Here is a 20,404-nt window from a genome sequence, read left to right as displayed (position 1 = left end):
AAGCGCGCCGCGCCAGGGAGCCCGAATGAAGAAGATCCTCTACATCGACCTCGACAACACCCTCGTCAACGTGCAGTCGGGAATCGACCGACTCACCAACGCCGAGTACATCCGTTATGAGAAGCGGCTCGACGAAGTGCCTGGCATTTTCGCCCGGATGGAACCGATCAGCGGCGCCATCGACGCTTTTCACACCCTCGCCCAGTCCTTCGACACCTATATTCTCTCCATGGCTCCCTGGGGTAATGCGAGCGCCTGGCAGCACAAGCTCGAGTGGGTGCAGGAACATCTCGGAGCTGATACCGGCGGACCAGCCTACAAACGGCTGATCATCTCGCACCACAAGCATCTCAACCGGGGTGATTTTCTCGTCGACGATGGGTCAGCCATTGGTGCTGACCGGTTCGAGGGCGAGTTGATCAAGTTCATGACCCCGATGTTTCCCGACTGGAATACGGTGACCCGCTACCTGCTGGAACGAGCCGACAGCGCACCGTGCCCAGCGCGTGCACTTCGGTCGCTGCACCGATCTGCTCGGCAGGACTCGGCGGCGCTGCCTTGCTGACTCGGACGGCCGATTAGACATCGTTTAAATGTCCTGAATAGGGGTTTACCCACCTGTAAATCTGGGGTAATCTCACTTTTAGACAGGCGCTCGTCGGACGCGGTGATTTACCTCGACCGCTCCGCGCCACCAGATGATTGGGTGAAGACGATGGTGGAACTGAAGAAGATGACAGAACTGAAATCGGACTTCGTTCCGATGGGTGAAGTCAGTGCGGATGAGCGCTCCAGAATGGCTTTTGGTAAAGCTGGCGTGCACCGCGACGATCGTTACGCCGTCGCCGTGAACGCTGAGGGTGAAATTCTTCTGACTCCACTGGTATCCATTCCCCGTCGCGAGCTCCTGGTGTGGGACGACGAAGTTATCCGCGCCGCCCTGGTGCGTGGCCTTGAGCAGAGTAGTAACGACGAGACGAGCGAGGGCGGCGACTTCACCCGGTACGCCGACGAGGAGCCGGAGGAGGCAGCAGCGTTCGACGCGCCGAAGCCATGAGCTTCACCCTGCTCCTCACGCGGGAAGCGACGTCGGGGCTGTCACTTCTCGAAAAGAAACCACAGCTGATCGGTCGCCTCCAACGGGTGCGCACTGCGCTCGGTCGCCTGCAGCTGAATCCCGACGACCCCGCATTACGCTCGCACAAGTACGTGTCCCTGGCTGGCAAGAAGGGCGAGGCCGTCTGGGACTCCTATGTCGAGAACCAGACGCCCACGGCCGGGCGCATCTACTGGCACTACGGCCCTGGTCTCGACCGCATCACTGTTGTCAGTATCACGCCGCACGGGTAGCGCTTCTGGTGCCGGCTGCCAAATCCTAGAACGGATTGAGCAGCCGGTGCAGAAACTGTCGGGTACGTTCCTGCTGGGGATGCCGCAGAAGCTGTTTCGAGTTGCCGTGCTCGACGATGGTACCGCCATCGACGAAGGCGATTTCGTGCGCGACCTCGCGAGCGAATACGAGTTCGTGGGTGACGATCACCATGCTCCAGCCCTCATCGGCGAGTTCCTTGATCAGGCGCAGTACGTCGCCGACCAGCTCGGGATCGAGAGCGGATGTCGGCTCGTCGAACAGGAGCAGTTGCGGCCGCAGGGCGAGCGCCCGCACGATGCCGACCCGCTGCTGTTGGCCGCCGGACAGTTCAAACGGGTAGCTGTCGCGCTTGTCGGTGAGGCCGACCCGCTCGAGCAGGGCAAGCGCCTCGGTCATGACCTCGGCCACCGGGCGGCGCTGCACGACCACAGGCCCCTCGATCACGTTCTGCAGCACGGTTTTGTGGGGAAACAGGTTGTAGTGCTGAAACACCATTGCCGACCGGTCGCGCAGGGCACCGAGCTCTTTCGGTGAGGGCCTCGCGGCAAAATCTATGGCCATCGATACGGCGGAGGTGGCCCCCCGGCCGGGGGCAGTGCCGGTACCAGCACTGTCGGCACTGGCGGCCGCCGCGACCTCAATCGTGCCGCCCTCGGGCAGTTCCAAGCCATTCAGGCAGCGCAAGATGGTCGTCTTGCCCGAGCCGGACGGTCCTATCAGCGCGAGCACCCGACCTCGGCCGACCGTCAAATCCACCGAGTCCAGCACCCGGTCGCTGCCAAAACTCTTCTGCAGTCCGCGCACGCGGAGCAGGGAGGGTGCCCCGGCGTCCGCCCTGGAAACCGGCTCGGGCGGCAGATCAGCGGGCGACATAGCGGTCCAATCTCTTTTCGAGAAACCCCTGGCCGGTGGAGAGCACCAGGCAGATGACCCAGTAGATGAGGGCTGCTTCAAGGTAGAGCAGCATGAATTTCTGGCTGAAGGCCGTGATCTGTTGCGCCTCACGGAATAGTTCGGTGACCAGAATCAGGGAGGCGAGTGAGGTGTCCTTGACCAGGCTGATGAACGTATTCGACAGGGGCGGCACCGAAACCCGGGCAGCCTGCGGCAGGATGATGCGGGCGAGGGCGCGGCTGTGGGACATGCCGATCATGTAGGCGGCTTCCCACTGGCCCTTCGGCACGGAAAGAATCGCTGCGCGGATGACTTCGGCGGCATAACCGCCGACGTTGATGGAGAAGGCGATTACAGCGCTTGGCCACGGTTCGATCGTGACGCCGATCGACGGCAGCCCGTAGAAGATCACGAACAGTTGCACGAGCAGCGGCGTGCCGCGCACGATTGAGATGTAGCCGCGGGCGATGACGGAGAGGACACGTTTCGCCGACAACCTCATGAGCGCAAGCACAAGCGCGAGCACGAGACCGATCGCGAACGACGTGAGGGCAAGCGGGATCGTGCCGCGCACCGCGCCGTCCAGCAGTGGCCAGAGCGAGCTGACGAACAACTCCCAATCAGGCTGAATCATCGAATAGTCGAGCTATTGGCTGACGTCGGCGCCGAAGTACTTGTCGGAGAGCTCGGCGAGCGTTCCGTCGGCGGTGAGGGTCGCGAGCGCTTCGTTCACGGCCTCGGCCAGCGCGGTGCCGTCTTTCGCGAAGGCGAATGCACTCTCCGAACGTTCCGTCGTCTCGGCGGCGATTTTCAGGTTGTCGGCGCCGGTGGACTTCTGGTAGTCGAGGAAGGTCAGTTTGTCGTTGACCGTGGCATCCACTCGACCCTGCTCGACCAGGGTGACCGACTGGGCCCAGCCCTCGACGGCTTCGACGGTTGCACCGCTCTCGGTGGCCAGCGCGTTCCAGTTGCTGGTCAGCGACTGCGCCGTGGTGAGGCCCTTGAGGCTGGCGAACGACGTGATCGACGTATTGTCGGCGGGAACGACGATGACGCCGGTGGAGTAGGTATAGGGCGTGGAGAACTCGTACGAGCCCACGCGTTCCGGGGTGATCGACACCTGGTTGGCGATCATGTCCCAGCGGCCAGCGGTGAGGCCGGCGAAGATGGCGTCCCACTGGGTTTCTTCAAACGCGGCGTCGACACCTAGCTCGGCGGCGACAGCTCGCGCCACCTCGACATCGTAGCCAGTGAGCTCGCCCGAACCGCCTTCGTGGAACGAGAACGGCCGATAGGTGCCCTCGGTGCCGATCACGAGCGTGCCGGAGTCGAGTACGCTGCTGAGGGAATCGTCGGTGCCGGTTGCGCTGTCGCCGTTCGACGCGGAGCAGCCGGTGAGGGTGAGGGCGACGACGGACAGCACAGCGGCCGGAATAAATCTGAGCTTCATCAAAGAAACGCCTAACGAACTAGTTGGGGCGAGCGCGGGTTGTGCGGGTGCCGCTCCAGAATGTGCGGAGGCCGCGGTTATCGGCGTCCTTAGCGTAACAAGTCGCTACCGGCCGCGAATATTCCGGTTACGTCCGATGGCGCAGCGACATGATTTCTGCCGCTATGAACGCAGGGCCAGAGTGAACGGCAGCACCGCAGAGGCACCGTGCTGGCGCAGCACCCGGGCCGCCACCGTCACGGTCCATCGGCTGTCAGCCAGGTCGTCAATGAGTAAGACGGGGCGACCGGCGAACGGGGCGAGCGCCGCGGCGAGTGCGGGGCCGACCGCAAAGCGGTCCCACACGCCCTGCAGGCGGTAGGCGCTGTTGCCGCCGGGTTCCCCGGTGGGACCGCCGTTGGCCCAGTCCAGGGCGCCGAGCCAGGGCAGCCGGCCCACGTCGGCCAGCGATCGGGCCACCGAATCAATGAGCAGCGGTTGCCGCCGCGATGGCATCGAGACGATGGCCGCCGGTCTCTCGGCCCACCCCCACTCGGCGAGCACGCGCACACAGGCGGCCAGCATGGCCGGCGGGGCCGGGGCATCCGCGGCCTGGGTGCCGAACAGATCACGCAGGGGGCCGCCCCAGCCGAGGTCGGTCAGCCGGGCCAGGGCGCGTCCGGGCTCGGCGCGTTCGGCGAGCGGGATCTTTCCGCTGGCCGCGACGCCGAGGCTGCTCATGCCGGTGGGCCACTGGGCACGCACATCGATGGTGACGCCGACCCGGTCGAGCGATTGCGCGGCCGTGGCGTCGGCTCCCGCGGCCAGATCGACCGGATACCAGACGCCGCGGCAGTTGTCGCAGCGGCCGCAGGCCACGGCGGTATCGTCATCGAGGGCGCGCTGCAGAAACTCCATACGGCAGCCAGCGGTGCTTTCAAATTCGAGCATCGCCTGCTGCTCGCCCAGCCGCGCCGCGGCGATGCGTTCGTAGCGCTCAGCGTCGTAAACCCAGGGCTGCCCGGTGGACTGCCAGCCCCCCTTCACCCGGTGCACCGCGCCGTCGACGTCGAGCACCTTGAGCAGCAGCTCGAGGGGGGTGCGCCTGAGGTCGACCCTGGCCTCGAGGGCCGGCGTCGACAGGGGCGTGCCGGCGGCGTCGAGCGCGCCGATCACGGCGAGGGCCTTCGCTTGATCAGGCATCGAGGCGGTCGCGAAATAGTGCCAGATCGCTTCGTCTTCGGCCCCGGGTAGCAGCAGCACGTCGGCCGAGGCGGTGGCCCGGCCGGCACGGCCGACCTGCTGGTAGTACGCAACGGGGGAGGACGGTGCTCCCAGGTGCAGGACAAAGCCGAGGTCGGGTTTGTCGAATCCCATGCCAAGGGCACTCGTGGCGATCAACGCCTTGACCTGGTTGGTCTTGAGCAGCCCCTCTGACTCTTCGCGTTCGGCCGTGTCGGTCTGCCCGGTGTAGGCGCGCACCGCGTGTCCGGCCTCTCGCAGCAGCCGGGCGGTGTCCTCGGCGGCCGCCACGGTCAGGGTGTAGATGATGCCGCTGCCCGGCAGGTCGCCAAGGTGACTGAGCAGCCAGGCCAGACGGGCGCGCGAATCGGGCAGGCGCAGAACGCCGAGCCGCAGCGAGGATCGGGCGAGCGGGCCGCGGATTGTGACGACCTCGGCGGCACTGTCGGTGGTGCCAGCGCCTGCGAAACCGGCGGCGACCATGCCCACCTGTTCCGCGACATCCTGTACGACGCGGCTGTTGGCGGTCGCCGTCGTGGCGAGCACGGGCACGCCCGCCGGCATCTGGGCGATCAGGTCGCGCAGGCGGCGGTAGTCCGGGCGAAAATCGTGGCCCCAGTCGGAGATGCAGTGCGCTTCGTCGACCACGAGCAGGCCGACCCTGGCGATCAGGGCGGGCAGCTGCTCATCGCGAAAAGACGGATTGTTCAGTCGTTCGGGCGAGACCAGCAGCACATCGACCTCGTCGGCGTCGAGCTGGCGCAACACCGTGGTCCACTCGTGTGCGTTCGACGAGTTGATCGACACCGCCCGGACGCCGGCGCGGGCCGCGGCGGCGACCTGGTCCCGCATCAGGGCCAGGAGCGGCGACACCAGAATAGTCGGGCCGGCGCCCTGGCGCCGCAGCAACAGGGTCGCGACGAAGTACACGGCCGATTTGCCCCACCCGGTGCGCTGCACGACGAGGGCGCGCTTGCGCTGGTCGACGAGGGTGTCGATCGCCTCGTATTGTCCGTCGTGAAAGGCGGCGTCCTCATGCCCTACGAGGGTGCGCAGAATGGCCAGAGCGGATGCGCGGGTGTCGGTCATCCTTCAAGGGTGCCAGATAGCGCCGACACTGCCCGCCTCGCCGCATCGAATGCCGGTCTGGGGATCACGAGGGTGGTGCTGGGGAGTGGTGCACCACGCGTGTCGCGGGACATTCATCGTCTCCGAACGGGATCGCTCAGTAGGCTCGGTGGGTGAACGTGATTCAGGAGATCGAAACGCGACTGCCGGAACAGGCCGTCGGCGGTTTCCGTCGACTTATCGGGCAGGCCAGGGTGGGCGACCCAATCCTGCTGCAGCAGCGGGCCATGGCGCGCATGATCGCTCCGGCGCAATGGATTTTGAACCGGGTCGGGGCCGACGGCATCCGGTTGACCAAGGCGGGACACCTGCCGCCGGCGGTCATCGTCGAAGCGTCCGCCGAGCTCGACTGGGGCTGGCCGATCAGCGTCAACCGCGAGGTGCACCTGCGTCCGTTGCAGGAGCTGCGTGGGCACCTGCGCGCCGTCGGACTGCTGCGGGTCAGCAAGGGGACGCTCGTGCTCACCGTCAAGGGCCGCACCCTCGCGCAAGATCCCCGTGAACTCTGGTGGCATCTCGCCCGCACCATTCACCACAGTCGTACGCCCGCTGTGAGCGACGCCACCCGCCTGCTGCTGTTGTTCGTCGCGACCCGCGACCTGGCTCGCCGCGAGGACTACCTCACGACCCTGTCGCGCTCGCTTGGCTCGCTCGGCTGGGTGCAGTCCGACGGCCAGGAACCGACGACACAGTCGGTCTGGCACCTCGTCGACACGAAATGGAACCTGCTCGACCGCCTCGGAGTATTCGAACAGACCGAGGCCTGGCATGGCGACCGCGGCACGGTCACCGTCGGTGGCGCCGCCTTCGCGCGCGCAGCGCTGCAGTCCGACGCACCGAACGACGTGTCGTCCGAGTAGGCAGCGTCTCGGAGCCAACGGGAAGTTGACCGGCGGCTGAACGCGGCATCCGCTGCCCTGCACGGGTGGTTGGATGGACGAATGGACGCAACGCCCGACTACATCGCCGATTTCTCCGCCTTTCTCGCAGCGTCACCATCGTCGTACCATGCTGCGGCCGAAGTCGCCCGGCGCCTCGACGTTGCCGGCTTCACCCAACTGATCGAGTCTGAGAACTGGATCGACGCTGCCGCCGGCCACTACGTCGTGCGCGACGGCGCGGTCATCGCCTGGTCACAGCCGGTCGGCGCCGGGCCAACCACACCGTTTCGCATTCTCGGTGCCCACACCGACTCCCCGGGTTTCAAACTCAAACCCAAGCCCACTATCGGCGCGCACGGCTGGCTGCAGGCCGGCGTCGAGGTGTACGGCGGGCCGCTACAGAACTCGTGGCTGGACCGCGAACTCGAACTCGCCGGCCGTCTGGTCACCCGGGACGGCACCGAGCGCCTCGTGCGCACCGGGCCATTCCTGCGCATCCCGCAGCTCGCCGTGCACCTCGATCGCGAGGTGAACAACGGTCTAATCCTCGACCGGCAACGCCACCTCACGCCCGTCTTCGGTGTCGGTGATCCGTTCGAGGCTGACCTGGTTGCGCACCTGGCCGGTCTGGCGGGAATTTTGGCAGCGGATGTCGCCGGGTACGACATCCTCACCGCCGACACCCAGGCGCCCGCCACCTTCGGTCTCGGCCACGAGCTGTTCGCCGCCGGCCGCCTCGACAACCTCTCCTCGGTATACGCCGGGCTGCGCGCCCTGATCGAACGCAGCAGGCACGGCGCGCACACCGGCCCGATCAGCGTCCTCGCGGCCTTCGACCACGAGGAGCTCGGCTCGCAGTCCCGCTCTGGCGCGAGCGGCCCGTTCCTAGACGACATTCTCACCCGCATCGGCCACGGCCTCGGCGCGACCGGGTCGAATCGGCTGCAGTCCTACGCCGAGTCGTGGTGCCTCTCCGCTGACGCCGGGCATGCCGTGCACCCGAACTATCCCGAGCGCCACGATCTTGCCAACACCCCCATTCTCGGCGGTGGTCCGTTACTGAAAATCAATGCCAACCAGCGCTATGCGACGGATGCCCATGGAGCCGCCCTCTGGGCCCGCACCTGCGCGCAGGCGAACGTCCAATATCAGGAATTCGTCTCGAACAACACGGTTCCCTGCGGATCAACCATCGGGCCACTGACCGCGACGCGGCTCGGCATCCGCGTCGTAGACGTAGGTGTGCCGCTGCTGTCCATGCATTCCGCGCGGGAACTGTGCCACGTCAATGATCCGCCGGCGCTCGCGGCGGCGACCGCGGCCTTCTTCGCACCCGAGGTCTAATCCGTGCACTTATAGACACCGTAACTATCGGATAGTTATACTATCCATATGAAGATGGCCGAGTTGAGCGCGGTGAGCGGGGTGAGCGTCGCCACCGTCAAGTTCTACCTACGCGAAAACCTGCTCGCGGCGGGGGAGCGCACCGCGCCCAACCAGGCGGATTACGGCCCTGCGCACGTGGCCAGACTGCGTCTGATCCGCAGCCTGATCGAGGTTGGCGGCCTGGCGGTCGCCGACGCCCACGAGGTGCTTGCCGCCATCGACTCCGACCTGCCACTGCAAGACACTTTCGCGATCGCACAGCGCACGGTGTCGGAACATATCGACCCTGCCGGCATTGACCGCCGCGCGCTCGATCGAGTTGATGCGGTTCTCAACGGATGGCTCGTTTCCACCGACAATCCGGGTCGCCTGGCCGCCGCGCGGGTCATCGAATCGCTCGATGAGGTCGGTCAGCAGGATGCCCGCGGCTGGCTCACCCGCTACGCACACGCCGCTCTCTTGGTCGCCGAAGCCGATATCGACGAGATCGCAGTCCTCCCCGACCGGGCCGCCCAGGCCCAGACCGTTGTCGTGGGAACCGTGCTCGGCGACGCTCTGTTCTCAGCATTGCGCCGTGCCGCCCAGGAGCACGTCTCCGCACTGCGCTATTCCGCCGTTCCCGCGCGCGACCACCAGACCCCGTAACACCGCCCCGTCCCGAGACCGAGGCGCTCCACAACCCGTACCGATTGCTCCACAACCCGGACCGACCGCACCACAATCCCTCTGACCGAAGGAGCCACCATGTTCCGCGCCAGCACTTCTACCGCCGCCGCAACCTCGCAGTCCGGCGAAGTCCCCGCCCGCATCGCCTGGCATCGACCGCTGCTCGCGGTCGCCGCCGCCATGACGGTTCTCGCGATCGTGAGCAGCATCGGCCTGATCGTCGATCACCGTGAGGTGACCGGGCTTCCGCTCTGGGCCAAGCCGCTCAAATTCGCGCTGTCCATCGTGATCTACAGCGTCACCCTCGCGTGGCTGATCGGCCTGCTCCGGCGCGGCCGCCGCTTCGCCTGGTGGGCTGGCACGATCAGCGCCGTGCTACTCCTGGTTGAAATGGTCGCGATCGTCGGCGCCGCCGTGGGCGACACGACGAGCCATTTCAATGTCTCCACTGCATTTCATGCCGCGATCTGGGGCATCATGGCGGTCTCGATCGTCATCGTCTGGTTCGCGGCGATGGTCGTCGCCGCTCTGCTCGTGTTCGGCGGGCGACGCGGCGGCGCTGCCCTCGACGACCGCGCGCGCACCGTCGCCATCCGCTCCGGGATTGTGATCGCCGTCATCGGAATGGGCCTCGCCTTTCTCATGACCAGCCCAACCGCGGCCCAGCTCGACAATTTCCAGGGCATCGCCGGCGCCCACACCGTCGGCCTGGCCGACGGCGGCCAGGGTATCCCTATTCTTGGCTGGAGCACGGTGGCCGGCGACCTGCGCATTCCCCACTTCGTCGGCATGCACGCCCTGCAGCTGATTCCGCTCGCCGCCCTGATACTCGAACTGCTCATGAAACGGATGCCGGCACTCCGGCCCGAACGCACCCGCGTCGCGATCGTGGTCACTCTCACCGCCCTCTACAGCGGCATTCTTCTCCTGCTCACCCTGCAAGCGCTGGCCGGTGAATCCATCGTGCGCCCGAGCACGCTCACGATCACCGTCGCCGCCCTGCTGAACCTGAGCGCCGCGTGTGCCATCACGGTGATTCTGGTGCTGGGCGCGCGAAATCGGGCCCAGCGCGGGCAGACCGCGCTGTCAACGCGTGACCGGTGGAGTCACGGCTCGCTGGGGTGACCCAGCTGTTGCGCCCGTTCGATGCGCGCAATCCGATCGAGGGCGGCATCCTCTGAAGTCGACGTGGGGCCGAGCAGGGCGCGCACGACGCCGAGAACGAGCCGGGTACCCCAGATGACGGGCAGACGGGATCGTTTCAGACCGAGCATGTCGCGATACTCGCGCGGGATCGACGCCACGGCACCGGCGAACATGATGTTATAAAAGGGCAGCATGCCACGGCTGAGCGGCGGGTAGCGGATGAAGCGCACCGCGTCGGCCACGCGGGCGTCGCTTTTGAGGGTTCCGGCGCCGCGAAACGCCTCAAGTTGGGCGGCGAGCTCATCGGCCGAATGCGGGGCATCCTGCACGCCGATGAGTTCTCCGGCGATCGCCCATTCCCGCACGTAGCCGTCGGCGCCGCCGGGAATGGCGTCTTCCCAGAGCAGGTGCGATTGCAGAAAAGCATCGGTGAACACCACGTGCACCCAGGACAACAGCTCGGGATCACCCGCAGCATAGGAGCGTTTCTCCCCACGGGCATCGATATAGCTGCCGGCCACCCGATCGTGAAAATGGGCCACCCGACCAGACTCGCGTTCCGCGACGACGGTGTCCGCGAAGGTCACCGTGACGAGCCACTGAATCGTTCCGGAGAGGCGGCCGAGCGGATCTTCGTGGTACCGCGACCAGTCGTGCACGCCGGCCATGGCGCCGGGGTGCAGGGTCTGCATCAGCAGGGCGCGAATGCCCGCGACCATGGTCGCCATTCCGCCGTGCACGGCCCACGCGGCGCTTCCCGGGCCGAAAAATCCCGGGTCGTCTCCCGTGGCGATCTGCTCAACCCATTTCGGCCGCCCGTCGCTGTTGCCCGAAAGTGTCACCAGAAGGTGCGAGCGCCAGCTGTCAATGAATCTGCCCATCTTCGGATCGTAGCGCCGCCTCGCTGGGCGCCGGCCGCGAACGGCGACGGCGCGCCGACACCGGACGTAGGCTGGTCACGTTGAACAATCGACACAGGAGGCGGCAATTGACCGACACAGCACGATGACCGCGTCCGCGAAGCCGAAGAATGTCGGCACGCCGAGCACGAACAGAAAAGTTATCGCTCTGGCCGTCGCCGGGGCCCTCGGTGGTTTCCTGTTCGGCTTTGATTCCTCGGTCATCAACGGAGCCGTCAACGCGGTGCAGCAGGAATTCGGGCTGAACGCCGCCCTCACCGGGTTCGCCGTTGCCTGTGCACTGCTCGGCGCTGCGGCCGGCGCTTTCTTCGGTGGGCGCTTCGCCGATCGCTACGGACGCATCCCCATGATGATTCTCGGCGGAGTGGTGTTTCTGGTCAGCTCGATCGGCTCGGGGTTGGCGTTCGGTGTCGTCGACCTGATCATCTGGCGGATCGTCGGCGGACTCGGCATCGGCCTCGCATCCGTCGTGGCGCCGGCCTATATCGCCGAAATTTCACCGCGGCAGATGCGCGGACGTCTCGGCTCGCTGCAGCAGCTCGCGATCACCCTCGGCATCTTCACCGCATTGCTCTCCGACGCCGTGTTCGCCGGGAGCGCGGGAGGGGCCGGCCGTGAGTTCTGGTTCGGCTTGGCGGCCTGGCGCTGGATGTTCCTCGCCGGCGCCGTGCCGGCCATCGTCTACGGCGGCATCGCGTTCCTTCTTCCGGAATCCCCGCGTTTTCTCATTTTGAAAGACAAAGAAGCGGACGCCCGCGCCGTGTTCACCCGGCTCTGGCCGAGCGGCGACGTCGACCGCGAGATTCGCGACATGCGTCGCTCGATCGAGGTCGACGCCCGGTCGAAGAAATCGGGGTCGCTGCGCGGTAGCTCGTTCGGGCTCAAGCCGATCGTCTGGGTCGGCATCATCCTGTCGGTGTTCCAACAATTCGTCGGCATCAACGTGATCTTCTACTACTCGACCACCCTCTGGAGCGCGGTCGGCTTCGAAGAATCCAACTCGCTGACCATCTCCGTGATCACGTCGGTTACCAACATTCTGGTCACCCTCGTCGCGATCGCCCTGGTCGACCGGATCGGCCGACGGCCGATACTGTTGGCCGGCTCCATCGGTATGACGGTCTCACTCGCCACGATGGCGCTCGCCTTCAGTCAGTCGGTGACAGTAGGCGGCGCCCTGAACCTGCCCGGCGCGTGGGCGCCGATCGCACTCGTCGCCGCAAATCTGTTCGTGATCTCGTTCGGTGCCTCCTGGGGACCGGTGGTGTGGGTGCTCCTCGGGGAGATGTTCCCCAACTCGATTCGCGCCAAGGCTCTCGGACTGGCGGCAGCCGCCCAGTGGATCGCGAATTTTCTCATCACGGTCAGTTTTCCGCCGATGGCCGGCGCGTCCCTGCCGATCACCTACGGCCTCTACGCGCTGTTCGCCGGGCTCTCGTTCTGGTTCGTGCTGCGCAAAGTCCCTGAAACGAACGGCATGTCGCTTGAGGAAGCCGACACCCTGCTGCCGCCGAAGAACTCGGCCAAGAAGGCAGCCGCAGACAAGTAGGAATTTCAGACAGTATGCGGCGTTACCTACAACCCCCCGAACGGGCCGTCGCATCGCGTCGGGTTTGCAGATAACTTCACATCACAATGATTGTGGAGTGTGACCATGCCCGAACGTGGATACGCCGTTATTTGCTTGAAAACCACAGGACTGTTCCCGTATCAGCGGGATCGGATCGTCGAGGTCGCCGTGGTGCACCTCGACGAGGGTGGCCACATTTCAGCGCACTGGCAGACCGTCGTCAACCCCGGCAGTAATGCGGCTGACGTGACGAACCACGGCGTCAGTACAGCCGAACGGCTGCGTGCGCCGACGTTTGAGCAGATCGCGCCGAGACTGGTCGACCTGCTGCGCGGCCGGGTGTTGGTGGCCCACAACGCCCAGTTCGTCACCGGATTTCTGATGCGCGAGTTCGAGCTGATCGGCTATGCCCCGGGGCGGGGACTCGAGGCGGTCTGTACCATGCAGCTGGCTCGCAGCTACCTGCCGGGCGCCGGTCGGCTGCTCATCGATTGCTGCGCCGCATACGACATCGAGATCAAGCCCGGCCCCGGCGCCCTGATGCAGGGCGTTGCGTGCGCCAGTTTGCTGGCGGCATACGTGCAGGGGGCTCCCAGCGAGCTACCGTGGATCGACGCCCTGGATCGCGCCGGACGGTCCACCTGGCCAACCATCGCCAGCCACGCCGAGGCACAATGGGTGCAGCGCGACCCGTCGACGACGACAGACGCGGTGCCGACACCGAGCTTTCTGGCTCGGGCGGTCGTGAAACTTCCCGACTACACCGGCCCCGAGGAGCACCTGGACTATCTCGCCCTGCTCGATCTGTGCCTGCTCGATCGCGGGCTGTCGCCTCGGGAAACACGCGAACTTCGGATTTTGGCCGAATTGAACGGCATCAGCGCGACGGACTGTACGGCCCTGCATCGGCGGTACTTCGAGGATCTCGTGCGCGCATCCGGAACCAACGACGCCCGGAGCATCGCGGATTCCGCGGACCTGATCAGGGTCGCCCGCACACTCGACGTCGCTCCCGAGGTCGTCGCCGCCGCGCTGACAGCACCGTCAGCGGTGGCGCTCCCACCGATCGCCTCGACCGACACGGTACTTCTGGAACAGGGCGACATTGTCGTGCTGACCGGTGACATGGCCCGCGCCCGCTCCGACTGGGGCCGGGAATTGGTCGCGCGAGGGCTCTCCCTGGGAACGGCGGTCACCCTGCGCACGCGCCTGCTGGTGGCCGCCAACCCCGCATCGGTCACCGGCAAAACCGGTAAGGCTCGCGACTACGGCATTCCAATCGTCTCCGAATTCGGCCTGCGGTCCCTCATCGGAGTGCGCTGACCCGGTCGGACCCGGCATCCGCTCATTCGAGCGAATCTCGCAGCACCGGCTAGATCAGGCTGCGCAGGTGCTCCTCGACGGTCACGCCGCGGGCCGTGGCCTGCTGTACCAAACGCTGGTGCTCCTCGTTGCTAAGCGACAGCGTCACCCGGTGCAGCTCGCCGGTACTTCGCATGACAACGGGACCGTTCGGATCGGTGAGGTCGCGATAGTCTTCGCCGATGTCGCCGATGTCGCCGATGTCGCCGAGGTCATCGAACGAGAACAGTTCGTCGTGCGTGTAGGCGGCGGCCCGCTCGGCGACGCGGTCCGTGGTCCGGGTCGGTGCGGTCGGCAAGCGCGCAATGCCCGGCCCACCGGATGCCGCAGTGCGCGCCCGCACCACCGGTTCAGCTGCTGGCTGACTCCCGAAAAAACCAGGCCCGCCCGGCGCTGGCCGACCACGCTGGAAGGCTTCGGCGGCGCCGCGCGCGCGCGCGTCGGCGGCCTCGTTGAGCGGATGCCCGACGTGCCCCTTCACCCATTCAAATCGGTACCGACGCCCGGCAATAGCCTCGTCGATCTCCTTGAGCAGGTCGAGGTTCATGACCGGCTTGCCGTCGCCCTTGCGCCAGCCCTTGGCCTTCCAGCCCTTCATCCACTTGGTGACCGAGTTGATCACATACTGGCTGTCGCACAGTACGAGCAGATCGTCGTCGATGTGTGCGGTCGCGCGAAACAGCTCGAGCACGGCCTTCAGCTCGCCCTGGTTGTTGGTCGCGTGCTTCCAGCCGCCGGCCGCCCAGCAGGAGTCGTCCACGTACCAGGCCCAGCCGGCTGGTCCGGGATTTCCGAGGGCAGAACCGTCGGCGGCGGCGGTGATAGTCATGTGCGGGCCTTTCAAACAGCGGATACGCGGGCGCAGGTCGTACCAGTCTGCCACCCCGGCATCCGCTGCCCGTAGCGCTGGCGACTCAGCGCGGATTGTGTCCGTCGGGTAACAGCGCCCCAACAACCCACCGAAGGGCCTGTGATTATCTGGTGATCGAAAGGTAACGGGTGCCATCGTTGCCGGAAACACGCGCTGGCTAACGTCGGAGCAGGGAAGCCGCCGTGGCTGCCTGCAGATCGCTGCCCGCCGCTTCACTCCACAACTCAAGGGAGTTTTCAATGACATTCAGCGCCGTTGAATCAGCACCCGGCAGCACCACGTCCTTGATCGAAGACGCGGTGCTGGTGCACCGTCCCGGTCGATGGATCGACAATTGGAACCCCGAGAACACACCGCAGTGGGAACAGGGCGGCAAACTCATCGCCGCCCGCAACCTGAAATGGTCGATCGTCGCCGAGTTTCTCGGCTTCGTGGTTTGGCAGCTGTGGAGCATCGTCGTCGTGTCGCTACCGGGCGCCGGTTTCACCTTCTCCACCGCCGAGGTGTTCTGGCTTATCTCGATGCCGAGCCTGGTCGACGCAACCCTGCGTTTTCCGTATACCTTCCTGGTGCCCAAGTTCGGTGGCCGCAACTGGACCATCATCTCGGCCGGTCTGCTGCTGATCCCCGATCGCCCTCGGCGTCTGCGTCGGCAACCCGGACACCCCGTTCGGCATCATGCTGTTCGTCGCGGCCCTCGCCGGCTTCGGCGGTGGCAACTTCGCCAGTTCGATGTCGAACATCACTTATTTCTACCCGCAGAGCCAGAAGGGCTACGCACTCGGCCTCAATGCCGCCGGCGGCAACCTCGGCGCCGCGATGGCCCAGCTCGTCGTACCGATCGTGATCACGCTCGGCGCCGTGGGGACCCTCAACATCAGCTTCGCCGGCTGGTTCTGGGTGCCGCTGATCCTGGTCGCCATGTGGGGTGCCTGGAAGTACATGGACAACCTCGCCAACGCCAAGGCCGACTTCGCCGGCTCGCTCGCCGCCGTCAAAGAACCACACTTCTGGATCCTCGCCGTGCTCTACATCGGCACGTTCGGTTCCTTCATCGGCTTCGCCAGCGTGTTCCCCAAACTCATCGCCGACCAGTTTCCGGCCTACTCCACCATCCAGGTCGCTTCCGCATCGCTGTCGCTTGCCTTCATCGGAGCTCTCGTCGGTTCGCTGGCCCGACCGGCCGGCGGACGCCTGGCCGACCGTTTCGGCGGGGCATCCGTCACCGTTGCCGCCGTCGGCAGCATGGCCGTGGGGGCGCTCGTGGTGGTCGCCGTGCTGCCACTGGGCAGCTTCTAAGCGTTCCTCGGTAGCTTTCTGCTGATCTTCGTCGCGACCGGAATTGGCAACGGTTCGACCTACCGCATGATTCCGAGTGTGTTTTCGGCGCGCAGCGGGGTGGAAGACGCCCATCACAACTCGGGTGACGTCAACACGCAGCGCAAAACAGCCGCTGCCCTCGGCCTCATCTCCGCCGTCGGCGCCTACGGCGGATTCATCATTCCGCAGGTACTCGGCTACTCCAAGACCACCACCGGCGACTACTCCAGTGCGATCTACGCCTTCGCCATCGCCTACGTCGTCATGATGTGCGTGACCGCCTTCGTCTACCTGCGCCGCGGTTCGTCCGTCGCCGGCCAGAAGATCTAGGCGACCAGTGCCTGCCGCTGCCACGCACTGCCCGTACTGTTCCCTGCAGTGCGCCATGACCTTGACCCCGGTTGAAGCGGATGCCGCCGCATCCGCTTCGCCGGCCGCTTCATTGCTGGTGGCCGGCCGAGCATTCCCGACCAATCGTGGCGGTCTGTGCAAGAAAGGCTGGACCGCGGCCGAGCTGCTCGTGTCACCCGACCACATCCTCGAACCGCTGCTGCGGCAGGCGGATGGCACCTTCGAACCGGCCTCCTGGAGTGACGCACTCGACCTGGTCGCGGCCAAGCTGCGCGAGACCCGTGCCGAGTTCGGAGCCGACGCGGTCGGCGTCTTCGGCGGAGGCGGCCTCACCAACGAGAAGGCCTACCAGCTCGGAAAATTCACCCGGGTGGCGCTTCGCTCCAGCCGCATCGACTACAGCGGCAGATTCTGCATGTCGAGCGCCGCGGCGGCCGGTAACCGGGCCTTCGGCCTCGACCGGGGGCTGCCGTTCCCGGTCGAGGAGCTCGACGCGGCCGACACTATTTTGATTCTCGGATCCAACGTGGCGCAGACCATGCCGCCGTTCATCGGGCACCTGGAGGGAGCCCGAGCCGCCGGCGGCCTCGTGGTCGTCGACCCCCGGCGCACCGCCACCGCGCGGCTCACCGATGATGGCGCTGGACTGCACGTGCAGCCCACCCCTGGCAGCGACCTCGTGCTTCTGCTCGGCCTCACCCACGTCGTCGTCGCCGAGAATCTCGTCGATCTCGACTACCTCGCCAAACGCACCACCGGGTTCGACGCTGCGCGTCGTAGCGTCAGTCGATGGTGGCCGACTCGGGTGCAGGAACAGACCGGCGTTCCGGTCTGGCAGCTGCGGGAGCTGGCTCGCCGCCTCGCCGCCGGTGCTGCACGGGGAGCGGCGACCGGCAGCGGCACCTACATTCTCACCGGGCGCGGCGTGGAACAGCACGCCGACGGCACCGACACGGCCACCGCCGCGATCAACCTCAGCCTCGTGCTCGGCCTCGTCGGCACCACTCACTCCGGCTACGGCACCTTCACCGGCCAGGGCAACGGACAGGGCGGTCGCGAGCACGGGCAAAAATGCGACCAGCTGCCCGGCTACCGCAGGATCAATGATCCCGTTGCTCGCGCACACGTCGCCGGGGTCTGGGGCGTCGACCCCGACAGCCTCCCCGGCGTCGGACTGCCCGCGGTCGAGCTGCTGAGCGCGCTGGGCGAACCGGGCGGGATCCGCTGCCTGCTCGTGCACGGCTCCAACATCGTCGTCTCCGCGCCGAACGCCGACCGGGTGCGCGCCGCCCTGACCACCCTCGACTTTCTGGTCGTGGCCGACTTCTTCTTCTCCGAAACCGCGGTGGTCGCCGACGTCGTGCTGCCGGTGACCCAGTGGGCCGAGGAGGAGGGCACCATGACCTCGCTCGAGGGGCGCGTCATCCGGCGCCGCCGCGCCGTCGACGCACTGGAAGGCGTACGCAGCGAACTGTGGATCTGGCAGGAGATCGCGCGGCGACTGGAATCACCCGGCACCTTCGGTGCCGAACCGTCGGACGTGTTCGACGAACTATGCCGGGCGTCGGAGGGCGGACTGGCCGACTATTCCGGCCTGAGCTATGCCCTGCTCGACTCGGAGGAACCGGCCTTCTGGCCGTACCCGGTCGGGTCGACCGGAACGCCCCGCCTGTTTCTGGAGCGGTTCGCGCGCCCCGACGGCCTGGCGCGCCTGATCGCCGTCAAGGCGCGGCGCCTCAGCGCACCGGCCCAGGTTAGCGGTGCGCTGACCCTGATCACCGGGCGTCTGCTCGAGCACTACCAGAGCGGAACCCAAACGCGGCGGGCGCGGGAACTTTCCGGAGCCCAGCCCGACGCCCGCCTGCAGCTGCACCCGGCCACTGCGGAGCGGCTCGGCATCATCGACGAGGCCTGGGTCGAGGTCAGCAACGACCGGGGCCTCGTGCGGTGCCGGGCCCAGGTGAGCACCGACATCCGCTTCGACACAGTCTTCCTGCCGTTTCACTTCGCTGGCGACCAGCGCGCCAACCTGCTGACCGACGACGAGACCGACCCGATCAGCGGCATGCCCGAATTCAAGAAGACAACCGTTCGAGTGCGTGCACTCGTGGAAGCAGGCGCCCATGTCTGAACAGCGCAGCCCCGAGCGAATCGTGCTGGTCGGCTACGGCCCGGTCGGAGCCCGTTTCGTCGAGGAGTTGCTGCCCCTCGTACGGCAGGGCGCAGCCACGCTGACCGTGGTCGGGGCCGAGAACGCCGACGCCTACAACCGGGTGCTGATCGCCGACTACGCCGTCGGCAACACCGACCGGGAGAGCCTTGAAATCACCGACACGTTCGCCGCCCGCGAGGCCAGCGTGCACCTGCACCGCGGCGTGAGCGTCACGGCCATTCTGCGCAGCCGCCGCGCGGTGTCACTCAGCGACGGCACGCTGCTTTCCTACGACCGGCTCGTGCTCGCCACCGGTGCCCGCGCCAACGTTCCCACGCTCGACGGTGTCACCCGGATGCGCCGCGATCGACAGCTGCCAGCCGCGGACGCCGCCACTCTCGACAGCAACGGCGCCCCCGCTTCCGCGCGGGGTCACCGTGCTGCGCGACCTCGACGACGCGGAACGGGTCCTTGCGGCTGTGACTGCCGGAGCCCGCATCGTCGTGCTCGGCGCCGGCGTGCTCGGCATGGAGATCGCCCTTGCCGCGGTCGCCGCCGGAAGCCAGGCCTGCGTCGTCTACCACGGAGAAATTCCGATGGCCCGCAACCTTGACCGGGGCGGCGGCAGCGTGCTCGCGCAGAGCGCCAGGCGCGCCGGGGCCACCATGGTCAACCACTCTCGGGCTGAAAGTCTGCTCTTTCACCGGGATGACGACGGGGTCGACCGGTTCGACGCCCTCATCTGCGCCGATAACAAGCAGATTCACGGCGACCTGCTGTTGCTCTCCTGCGGGGTCGGCGCGCGCACCGAGCTGGCCCAGCTGGCCAGCCTGCCGGTGTCGACCGGAATCCTGGTCGACACGAACCTGCAGAGCTGGGGCGACCCGCGCATCTACGCGATCGGCGACTGCGCCCATGTGGCACCCGCGCCCCGGGCCAGCGACCTAAGGACGCTGCCGGCCGGTGGGCCGAGCGGCCTGATCGGGCCGGGCTGGCGCCAGGCCGACTGGCTCGCCGAGCGCGTCACCGCCGAGGTGCTGGGCCGGGGCGAGACAGCGGAACTCGCGGCATCCGCTTCGGCCGCGGTCATGCTCAAGTCCGAGGGCATCGACGTGGTGTCGGTCGGTAATACCGCAGCCGAACCGTGGGATCTTTTGGCCGAGGATCCTGCCGTGTCTCATCGCTCGGCCGGATGCCCATCCGCTCCACTGCGCGTGTCGCAGTGGAGCGATCCGGAACACGGCCGCCACGTCAAAATGGTCACCCGTGACGGCATTCTCGAAGGCTTCGTGTGCGTCGGTATGCCGCGCACCGCCGCCGAGCTGACCTTGCTATTCGAGCGCGGCAGCGAACTCCCGGCTGACCGCTCGATACTGCTGCGCTACGACGGACCGGATTACGAGCCCTCCGCCAGCGGCGCCTTCGACCCAACCGCGACGGTCTGCTGGTGCAACGGCGTCACCGTGGGCGCCATCGCCGACTCAGCCGGGTCCGGCCATACAAGCGTCGCCTGCATCGGCGCGGCCACCCGAGCGGGCACCGGCTGTGGCGGCTGCAAACAGCGCATCGGGGAGGTTCTCGAACGTTTTTCGACAATGGGTCCGACGCCCTGACAGCGTGAATTCTGCGCTCCGGCTGGGCGAAAATGTTACAGCCGGAGTAAATGATGAGATTTACCCGGTTTTAGTGGTGGTGAGACCGTTACACTGCTGCA

General features: G+C 66.6%; 18 protein-coding genes and 1 pseudogene. 13 read left to right on the top strand and 6 right to left on the bottom strand.

The features are described 5' to 3' along the window. Nucleotides 1-25 precede the first annotated feature (25 nt). From E3N85_RS14575 to E3N85_RS14565, 3 genes are all read left to right on the top strand, one after another. The gene (locus E3N85_RS14575) at nt 26-565 is read left to right on the top strand and encodes a hypothetical protein (RefSeq protein ID WP_134464344.1); all 540 of its coding nucleotides are present in this window, start codon (nt 26-28) and stop codon (nt 563-565) included. Between the two features lie 102 nt (nt 566-667). Further along, nucleotides 668-1,057 carry a hypothetical protein gene (locus E3N85_RS14570; RefSeq protein WP_241978526.1) on the top strand — a complete coding sequence of 130 codons (390 nt, stop codon included), beginning with the start codon at nt 668-670 and terminating at the stop codon, nt 1,055-1,057. Beyond that, on the top strand, nt 1,054-1,350 hold the full coding sequence (locus E3N85_RS14565; protein WP_134464342.1) for a hypothetical protein: 297 nt from the start codon (nt 1,054-1,056) through the stop codon (nt 1,348-1,350). Before E3N85_RS14570 ends, E3N85_RS14565 begins: the two co-directional genes overlap by 4 nt. A 25-nt stretch (nt 1,351-1,375) precedes the next feature. On the opposite strand, the gene E3N85_RS14560 is transcribed toward E3N85_RS14565, so the two are convergent. From E3N85_RS14560 to E3N85_RS14545, 4 genes are all read right to left on the bottom strand, one after another. Then, nucleotides 1,376-2,245 carry an amino acid ABC transporter ATP-binding protein gene (locus tag E3N85_RS14560; RefSeq protein ID WP_134464340.1) on the bottom strand — a complete coding sequence of 290 codons (870 nt, stop codon included), beginning with the start codon at nt 2,243-2,245 and terminating at the stop codon, nt 1,376-1,378. Next, nucleotides 2,232-2,900, bottom strand: coding sequence for an amino acid ABC transporter permease (locus tag E3N85_RS14555; RefSeq protein ID WP_134464338.1), 669 nt, complete (start codon nt 2,898-2,900; stop codon nt 2,232-2,234). Before E3N85_RS14555 ends, E3N85_RS14560 begins: the two co-directional genes overlap by 14 nt. A 12-nt stretch (nt 2,901-2,912) precedes the next feature. After that, a complete protein-coding gene (locus tag E3N85_RS14550) occupies nt 2,913-3,716 on the bottom strand; it encodes an amino acid ABC transporter substrate-binding protein (RefSeq protein WP_134464336.1) in 804 nt (267 codons plus the stop codon). A 162-nt stretch (nt 3,717-3,878) separates the two neighbouring features. Beyond that, nucleotides 3,879-6,026: an ATP-dependent DNA helicase RecQ gene (locus E3N85_RS14545; RefSeq protein ID WP_134464334.1), complete on the bottom strand. Its 2,148-nt coding sequence runs from the start codon at nt 6,024-6,026 to the stop codon at nt 3,879-3,881. Between the two features lie 152 nt (nt 6,027-6,178). On the opposite strand from E3N85_RS14545, the gene E3N85_RS14540 reads away from it, so the two are divergent. From E3N85_RS14540 to E3N85_RS14525, 4 genes are all read left to right on the top strand, one after another. Continuing rightward, on the top strand, nt 6,179-6,925 hold the full coding sequence (locus E3N85_RS14540) for a hypothetical protein (protein ID WP_134464332.1): 747 nt from the start codon (nt 6,179-6,181) through the stop codon (nt 6,923-6,925). Between the two features lie 81 nt (nt 6,926-7,006). Next, complete coding sequence (locus tag E3N85_RS14535; RefSeq protein WP_134464330.1) at nt 7,007-8,290, top strand: M18 family aminopeptidase; 1,284 nt, start codon at nt 7,007-7,009, stop codon at nt 8,288-8,290. 48 nt (nt 8,291-8,338) lie between these two features. Next, nucleotides 8,339-8,977, top strand: coding sequence for a MerR family transcriptional regulator (locus tag E3N85_RS14530; RefSeq protein WP_134464328.1), 639 nt, complete (start codon nt 8,339-8,341; stop codon nt 8,975-8,977). A gap of 99 nt (nt 8,978-9,076) precedes the next feature. Continuing rightward, a complete protein-coding gene (locus E3N85_RS14525) occupies nt 9,077-10,123 on the top strand; it encodes a hypothetical protein (RefSeq protein WP_174722494.1) in 1,047 nt (348 codons plus the stop codon). Here the strand turns inward: E3N85_RS14525 and E3N85_RS14520 are convergent. After that, a complete protein-coding gene (locus E3N85_RS14520; protein WP_134464326.1) occupies nt 10,105-11,025 on the bottom strand; it encodes an oxygenase MpaB family protein in 921 nt (306 codons plus the stop codon). The two genes, E3N85_RS14525 and E3N85_RS14520, sit on opposite strands and share 19 nt — an antisense overlap. A gap of 124 nt (nt 11,026-11,149) precedes the next feature. Here E3N85_RS14520 and E3N85_RS14515 point away from each other — a divergent pair, with 124 nt between their 5' ends. Continuing rightward, a complete protein-coding gene (locus E3N85_RS14515; RefSeq protein ID WP_134464324.1) occupies nt 11,150-12,613 on the top strand; it encodes a sugar porter family MFS transporter in 1,464 nt (487 codons plus the stop codon). Nucleotides 12,614-12,718: 105 nt separating this feature from the next. Continuing rightward, nucleotides 12,719-13,957, top strand: a complete 1,239-nt coding sequence (locus E3N85_RS14510) for an exonuclease domain-containing protein (RefSeq protein ID WP_134464322.1) — start codon at nt 12,719-12,721, stop codon at nt 13,955-13,957. 49 nt (nt 13,958-14,006) lie between these two features. Here the strand turns inward: E3N85_RS14510 and E3N85_RS14505 are convergent, their stop codons facing one another. Continuing rightward, a complete protein-coding gene (locus tag E3N85_RS14505; RefSeq protein WP_134464320.1) occupies nt 14,007-14,825 on the bottom strand; it encodes an RNase H family protein in 819 nt (272 codons plus the stop codon). Nucleotides 14,826-15,106: 281 nt separating this feature from the next. On the opposite strand from E3N85_RS14505, the pseudogene E3N85_RS14500 reads away from it, so the two are divergent. The 4 genes and pseudogenes from E3N85_RS14500 to E3N85_RS14490 all read left to right on the top strand — a co-directional run bounded on the left by E3N85_RS14500 (nt 15,107) and on the right by E3N85_RS14490 (nt 20,303). After that, nucleotides 15,107-16,517: pseudogene (locus tag E3N85_RS14500) on the top strand (MFS transporter). A 7-nt stretch (nt 16,518-16,524) separates the two neighbouring features. Then, the gene (locus E3N85_RS14495) at nt 16,525-18,669 is read left to right on the top strand and encodes a molybdopterin oxidoreductase family protein (RefSeq protein ID WP_134464318.1); all 2,145 of its coding nucleotides are present in this window, start codon (nt 16,525-16,527) and stop codon (nt 18,667-18,669) included. Continuing rightward, on the top strand, nt 18,662-19,303 hold the full coding sequence (locus tag E3N85_RS16885) for an FAD-dependent oxidoreductase (RefSeq protein ID WP_370289346.1): 642 nt from the start codon (nt 18,662-18,664) through the stop codon (nt 19,301-19,303). The genes E3N85_RS14495 and E3N85_RS16885 overlap by 8 nt, the downstream gene beginning before the upstream one ends. Then, nucleotides 19,218-20,303 (top strand): FAD-dependent oxidoreductase, encoded by a 1,086-nt coding sequence (locus E3N85_RS14490; RefSeq protein ID WP_370289368.1) that lies wholly within the window; start codon nt 19,218-19,220, stop codon nt 20,301-20,303. The genes E3N85_RS16885 and E3N85_RS14490 overlap by 86 nt, the downstream gene beginning before the upstream one ends. Nucleotides 20,304-20,404: the final 101 nt, after the last annotated feature.

It is taken from the genome of Cryobacterium sp. Hz9, assembly GCF_004402825.1.
Lineage (GTDB): Bacteria > Actinomycetota > Actinomycetes > Actinomycetales > Microbacteriaceae > Cryobacterium > Cryobacterium gelidum.
The sequence above is the reverse complement of the archived record's forward strand: the minus strand, read 5'-3'. Positions and strand labels throughout refer to the sequence as shown.